This window comes from Actinophytocola sp. (assembly GCF_045807065.1).
In the GTDB taxonomy this organism is placed as follows: domain Bacteria; phylum Actinomycetota; class Actinomycetes; order Mycobacteriales; family Pseudonocardiaceae; genus Actinophytocola.
The window spans coordinates 1-6,505 of record NZ_JBJMIE010000148.1; the positions used below are offsets into that span (position 1 = coordinate 1).

At 71.1% G+C, this 6,505-nt stretch carries 7 protein-coding genes; all 7 read left to right on the forward strand.

All coding sequences use genetic code 11. The features are described from left to right. Positions 1-370 (forward strand): helix-hairpin-helix domain-containing protein (locus ACJ73U_RS08665; protein WP_407777022.1); only part of this gene is annotated, 370 nt, incomplete at its 5' end. Positions 371-505: 135 nt separating this feature from the next. Further along, the gene (gene rapZ, locus ACJ73U_RS08670) at positions 506-1,396 is read left to right on the forward strand and encodes an RNase adapter RapZ (protein WP_407777023.1); all 891 of its coding nucleotides are present in this window, start codon (positions 506-508) and stop codon (positions 1,394-1,396) included. Then, a complete protein-coding gene (gene yvcK / locus ACJ73U_RS08675; protein WP_407777024.1) occupies positions 1,393-2,331 on the forward strand; it encodes a uridine diphosphate-N-acetylglucosamine-binding protein YvcK in 939 nt (312 codons plus the stop codon). Before rapZ ends, yvcK begins: the two co-directional genes overlap by 4 nt. Before the next feature lie 359 nt (positions 2,332-2,690). Further along, positions 2,691-3,677 (forward strand): DNA-binding protein WhiA, encoded by a 987-nt coding sequence (whiA, locus tag ACJ73U_RS08680; protein ID WP_407777025.1) that lies wholly within the window; start codon positions 2,691-2,693, stop codon positions 3,675-3,677. Between the two features lie 442 nt (positions 3,678-4,119). Beyond that, on the forward strand, positions 4,120-5,124 hold the full coding sequence (gap, locus tag ACJ73U_RS08685) for a type I glyceraldehyde-3-phosphate dehydrogenase (protein ID WP_407777026.1): 1,005 nt from the start codon (positions 4,120-4,122) through the stop codon (positions 5,122-5,124). 8 nt (positions 5,125-5,132) lie between these two features. Then, positions 5,133-6,332 carry a phosphoglycerate kinase gene (locus ACJ73U_RS08690; RefSeq protein ID WP_407777027.1) on the forward strand — a complete coding sequence of 400 codons (1,200 nt, stop codon included), beginning with the start codon at positions 5,133-5,135 and terminating at the stop codon, positions 6,330-6,332. Then, positions 6,332-6,505 (forward strand): triose-phosphate isomerase (locus tag ACJ73U_RS08695; RefSeq protein WP_407777028.1); only part of this gene is annotated, 174 nt, incomplete at its 3' end. The genes ACJ73U_RS08690 and ACJ73U_RS08695, both read left to right, overlap by 1 nt.

Here is a 6,505-nt window from a genome sequence, read left to right on the forward strand (position 1 = left end):
CGTCGCCGTGATCGGGCTGGCGAAGCGGCTGGAGGAGGTCTGGCTGTCGGCCGACCCGGAGCCGACCATCCTCTCCCGCACCAGCGAGGGCCTCTACCTGCTGCAACGCGTCCGCGACGAGGCGCACCGGTTCGCCATCGCCTACCACCGGCAGAAGCGGTCCAAGCGGCTCACCACCTCCGCGCTGGACGGCATCCCCGGGCTGGGTCAGAGCCGCAAGGCGGCGTTGCTCAAGCACTTCGGGTCGGTCAAGCGGTTACGCCAGGCGTCCGTGGACGACATCAGCGGTGTACCGGGAATCGGCGCCCACACCGCGGCCCTGGTACACAGTGCCTTGGCAGCCGAAACCGAGAAGGAGGAGAAGCCATGACGCCTCTTGTGTCGACTCACGGCTTCGCGACCGCACCTCGGGGGAACGTGACGCAAGCCGGCCACGAGTACGTGGCCAAACAGAACCTTTCGTCCCTCAACGGGACCAGAAGTGTGAATTCCGGGAGGCGGAACAGTGACCGAGACGCCTGAGGACCACGCGCAGGGCGTGGAGGTCGCGGTGGTGACCGGCCTGTCCGGCGCGGGGCGGAGCACCGCCGCCAAGTGCCTGGAGGACCTGGGCTGGTTCGTCGTGGACAACCTGCCGCCCGAGCTGATCTCCACGATGGTGGAGCTGGGCGCGAAGGCGCAGGGCGCGGTGACGAAGGTGGCCGTGGTGATGGACGTGCGCAGCCGCGCGTTCACCGACGACCTGGCCTCGATCATCCGCGACCTGGACGCCAGCGGGTACAAGCCGCGCGTGCTGTTCCTGGAGGCCACCGACGACGTGCTGGTCCGCCGGTTCGAGCAGGTCCGCCGCGGCCACCCGATGCAGGGCGACGGCCGGCTGATCGACGGGATCAAGGCCGAGCGCGACCTGCTCGGCCCGCTGCGCGAGGACGCGGACCTGGTGCTGGACACCTCGACGCTGTCCGTGCACCAGCTGCGCGCCAAGATCGAGGACGCGTTCGGCTCCGACACGGCCACGTCGACCAAGGTCACCGTGTTGTCGTTCGGCTACAAGTACGGCATCCCGATGGACGCCGACCTGGTGATGGACGTCCGGTTCCTGCCGAACCCGTTCTGGATCCCGGAGCTGAAGGACCTCACCGGCAAGGACGCGGACGTGCGCAACTACGTGCTCACCCAGGAGGGCGCGGAGGAGTTCCTGGACCGCTACCACGAGCTGCTGCGGCTCATCGGCGCCGGCTACCGCCGCGAGGGCAAGCGGTACCTGACCCTCGCCATCGGCTGCACGGGCGGCAAGCACCGCAGCGTCGCGATCTCCGAGGAGCTGTCCCGGCGCCTGGCGGACGAGGATCGCATGGCGGTGAAGGTGGTGCACCGGGACCTGGGGCGCGAGTGAGGGCCGTCGCGCTCGGGGGAGGACACGGACTGCACGCGACGCTGTCGGCCCTGCGGCGGCTGACACCGGACGTGACCGCGGTGGTCACGGTCGCCGACGATGGCGGGTCATCCGGTCGGTTACGGCGCGAACTCGGGCTGTTACCACCCGGGGACCTCCGCAAGGCGCTGGCCGCGCTGGCGGGGGACGGCGACGAGAACTCGCTGTGGGCGACGGTGTTCCAGCACCGGTTCGGCGGCAGCGGTGCGCTCGCCGGGCACGCGGTGGGCAACCTCGTGCTGGCCGCGCTGCTGGAGATCCTGGGCGACCCGGTCGCGGCGCTGGCGGAGGCCGCGCGCCTGCTGGGCCTGACGGGCCGGGTGCTGCCGATGTGCGGCGAGCCGCTGGACATCGAGGCGGACGTCATCGGCCTGGACGAGGACCCCGCCGCCGTGCGCCGCATCCGCGGTCAGGTGGCGGTCGCGACCACGCCCGGCCAGGTCCAGCGGATCAGGCTGCACACCGTGAGCGGCGAGGCGCCGAAGGCGTGCGAGGCGGCGGTCCAGGCGGTGCTGGAGGCGGACGTGGTGCTGCTGGGACCGGGGTCGTGGTTCACGAGCGTGCTGCCGCACCTGCTGGTGCCCGAGCTGCACGAGGCGCTGATCGACACCCCCGCGTCCCGCATGGTGGTACTGAACCTCGTCCCCCAACCGGGTGAAACCGCGGGTTTCTCCCCGGAGCGCCATCTCGACGTACTCTGCGAACACGCCCCCCGGCTGCGCGTCGACGCGGTCATCGCCGACGTCGACTCGGTGTCGACACCGGACCGGCTGCGCACCGCCGCGGAGTCCCTGGGCGCCCGGCTGCGCCTGGACGCGATCGCGACCGTCGGCGCCCGGGAGCGGCACGACCCGGCCGCGCTGGCGGACAGCCTCCGGGGCGCGCTGGCCGGCTGACCGAGCCGGCGCCGGCTGGTGCCGGCTCGGAGTCGGCTCGGCGTGGGTAGGGCGGGAGGGCGAGTGGAACGGGCGGGAGGGAGCACGGTGGCGGTGGCACCTCCCGCGGCGGCGGGCGGCGAAGTGGCGCGTTGTTCGTCACAGTGGCCGGGAAAACGCGTCTTCCATCGCATGTCCCACCGCACGGCGGGCACGCGGGCGGCGTGCCGGCCGCCCGGTGCGAGTCCATAGCAGAGCCTTCCGGGCAGATGTTCGGGTATGACCGGGAGTGATCTGGTGGTTGATGGTGGGATGTACGCCTGCGTGGGAGGCGGGCCCCTGTGGGAGGGGGCGCGCGTGGTGGGAGAGGAGCTGTCATCGTGGCGATGACCGCGGCGGTCAAGGACGAGCTGATCCGGTTGGCCGTCTCGAAGACGTGCTGCCGGCGTTCGGAGGTGTCGTCCCTTCTGCGGTTCGCGGGCGGGCTGCACATCGTGGGCGGCCGGGTGGTCGTCGAGGCGGAGGTGGACACGGGGGCGGCCGCGCGCCGGCTCCGCAAGGAGATCCACGACCTGTACGGGCACAACGCGGACATCCACGTCCTCGCGTCCGGCGGCCTGCGCAAGGGCACCCGGTACGTCGTGCGGGTCGTGAAGGACGGCGAGGGGCTGGCCCGGCAGACCGGCCTGCTCGACCAGCGCGGCCGGCCCGTCCGGGGGCTGCCGGCGGCGGTCGTGTCCGGGGGAGCGTGCGACGCGGAAGCCGCCTGGCGGGGTGCGTTCCTGGCGCACGGCTCGCTCACCGAGCCGGGCCGCTCGTCCGCGCTGGAGATCACCTGTCCCGGCCCGGAGGCCGCGTTGGCACTGGTGGGGGCCGCGCGCCGGATGGGCATCCAGGCCAAGTCCCGTGAGGTCCGCGGGGCCGACCGGGTCGTGGTCCGCGACGGCGACGCCATCGGGGCGATGCTGACCCGCCTCGGTGCGCACACCTCGGTCCTGGCGTGGGAGGAACGCCGGATGCGCCGCGAGGTCCGCGCCACGGCCAACCGCCTCGCCAACTTCGACGACGCCAACCTGCGCCGCTCGGCCCGTGCCGCGGTCGCGGCGGCCGCACGCGTCCAGCGGGCCATGGAGATCCTGGGCGCCTCGGCCCCGGAGCACCTGAGCGCCGCGGGCAAGCTCCGCCTCTCCAACCGGCAGGCGTCGCTGGAGGAGCTGGGCCAGCTGTCCGACCCCCCGATGACCAAGGACGCCGTCGCCGGCCGCATCCGCCGCCTGCTCGCCATGGCCGACAAGCGCGCGAAGGAGCTGGGCCTCCCGGACACCGAGTCCGCGGTCACCGCGGAAATGCTGGAAGCAGAGGTCTGACCCGCGTGTCCAACCCTGACGACCCGCGTGTCCAACCCGCGTGACCGGTGAGTTCAACCGTCGCGGACGGGCCAGGCGACCGGATTCGTCGGACTCACGGGTCCGCAGTGTTGGACACGCGCGGCAAACACGTGCAGGGCCCGCCTGACTGACCCCCACGCAGTCAGGCGAACCCTGCCTTCCCCCTGTGGCGCGCTCCCCGGTGACAGGGCATCCCCCACCCAGCCACCGCTCCCAGCGCCCCCCTACACAGGAACAAGAGTGGGTACCGGGCACCCAGATACGGACCCGGTCGGAAAAGTCCCGCAGGTCTGCCCGACCCGCATGAAAGCCGTGCAACTGATTCGATACAGTTAAGTCGCCCGCACACCCATCACCAGGCAAACCTCAGGGACTAGGGTGAGCTGGGCCCTCAGACGAGACGAGCATGAGGAGACGCACGGTGACGGTTCGAGTAGGCGTCAACGGCTTCGGCCGGATCGGCCGCAACTTCTGGCGTGCGGTGGCCGCCAGTCAGCACGACATCGAGATCGTGGCGTTCAACGACCTCGGCGACGTGGCGACCATGGCCCACCTGCTGAAGTACGACAGCATCCTGGGCCGCCTGCCGTACGAGGTCAAGGCGACCGACGAGGGCATCGAGGTCGACGGCAAGACCATCAAGGCGCTCGCCGAGCGCGACCCGGGCAAGCTGCCCTGGAAGGACCTGGGTGTCGACGTCGTCATCGAGTCGACCGGCTTCTTCACCAAGGCCGACGACGCGCGCAAGCACGTCGACGAGGGCGGCGCCAAGAAGGTCATCATCTCCGCGCCGGCCAAGGGTGAGGACCTCACCGTGGTGATCGGCGCGAACGAGCACCTGTACGACGGCTCGCAGACGATCATCTCCAACGCCTCCTGCACCACCAACTGCCTGGCCCCGCTGGCCAAGGTCCTCCACGATGCGTTCACCATCGAGAAGGGCCTGATGACCACGATCCACGCCTACACGCAGGACCAGAACCTGCAGGACGGCCCGCACAAGGACCTGCGCCGCGCCCGTGCCGCCGCCCTGAACGTGGTGCCGACCTCCACCGGCGCCGCCAAGGCCATCGGCCTGGTGCTGCCGGAGCTGAACGGCAAGCTCGACGGCTACTCGCTGCGCGTCCCGGTGCCGACCGGCTCGATCACCGACCTCACGGTCGACCTCGCCAGGGAGGTCACCGTCGACGAGGTGAACGCCGCCTACCGCGCCGCCGCCGAGGGCCCGCTCAAGGGCATCCTGCGCTACAACGAGGACCAGATCGTGTCCTCGGACATCGTGACCGACCCGGCGTCCTGCATCTACGACGCGCCGATCACCAAGGCCATCGGCAACCAGGTCAAGGTCTACGGCTGGTACGACAACGAGTGGGGTTACTCCAACCGCCTCGCGGACCTGACCGCGCTCGTCGCGTCGAAGCTCTGAGGGGTCGGATGAAGACGCTCGACGACCTGCTCGCCGAGGGTGTGTCAGGTCGGCGCGTGCTGCTGCGCGCCGACCTGAACGTCCCGCTCGACGGCGACCGGATCACCGACGACGGCCGCATCCGTGCCTCGGTGCCGACGATCGGCAAGCTGACCGGCGCGGGCGCGCGCGTCGTGGTCACCGCGCACCTCGGCCGGCCGAAGGGCGTGCCCGACGAGAAGTACTCGCTGGGTCCGGTCGCGGCCCGGTTGAACGAGCTGGTCGACGCGACCGTGACGCTCGCGGCCGACGTCGTCGGCGACTCCGCCCGGTCCACCGTGGACGGTCTGGCGGACGGCGAGGTCGCGCTGCTGGAGAACATCCGCTTCGACCCGCGCGAGACCAGCAAGGACGAGGCCGAGCGGGCCGCGCTGGCCGGCGACCTGGCCGCGCTCGTGGGTGACGGCGGCGCGTTCGTGTCCGACGGTTTCGGGGTGGTGCACCGCAAGCAGGCGTCGGTCTACGACGTGGCCCGGTTGCTGCCGGCCTACGCGGGCGGGCTCGTGCTGGCCGAGGTCGAGGTGCTGCGGAAGCTGGCCGGCTCGCCGGACCGGCCGTATGTGGTGGTGCTCGGCGGCTCCAAGGTGTCGGACAAGCTGGCGGTCATCGAGTCGCTGCTGCCGAAGGTCGACCGGCTGCTCGTCGGCGGCGGCATGTGCTTCACCTTCCTTGCCGCGCAGGGCCTCGAGGTCGGCAGGTCGCTGCTCGAGAAGGACATGATCGACACCTGCGGGCGGCTGCTCGGCGAGGCGGGCAACAAGATCCTCCTGCCGAAGGACGTCGTGATCGCGGACAGGTTCGACGCGGCGGCAACCACCGAGACCGTGCCGGTCAAGGAGATCCGGGACGAGTGGCTGGGCCTGGACATCGGCCCGGAGACGGCCACGAAGTACGGCACGGTGCTGTCCAACGCGGCGACCGTCTTCTGGAACGGCCCGATGGGCGTGTTCGAGATGGCGCCGTTCGCCGAGGGCACCCGCGCGGTCGCGCGGTCCATCGTGGACTCGAAGGCGTACAGCGTGGTCGGCGGCGGCGACTCGGCCGCGGCCGTGCGTGCGCTGGGCCTGCCCGAGGACGGCTTCTCGCACATCTCGACCGGCGGCGGCGCGTCGCTGGAGTACCTGGAGGGCAAGGACCTCCCGGGCATCGCCGTCCTGGAGAAGAGCTGATGGCCCGCAAGCCGTTAATCGCCGGCAACTGGAAGATGAACCTCAACCACCTCGAGGCCATCGCCCTGGTGCAGAAGCTGGCGTTCGCGCTGCCGGAGAAGTACTACGACAAGGTCGAGGTGGCGGTGCTGCCGCCGTTCACCGACATCCGGTCGATCCAGACCATGATCGAC

Bases quoted from the DNA above. Each gene is read 5' to 3' on its own strand.
- ACJ73U_RS08690 (WP_407777027.1), top strand. From the start codon at position 5,133: ATGAAGACGCTCGACGACCTGCTCGCCGAGGGTGTGTCAGGTCGGCGC.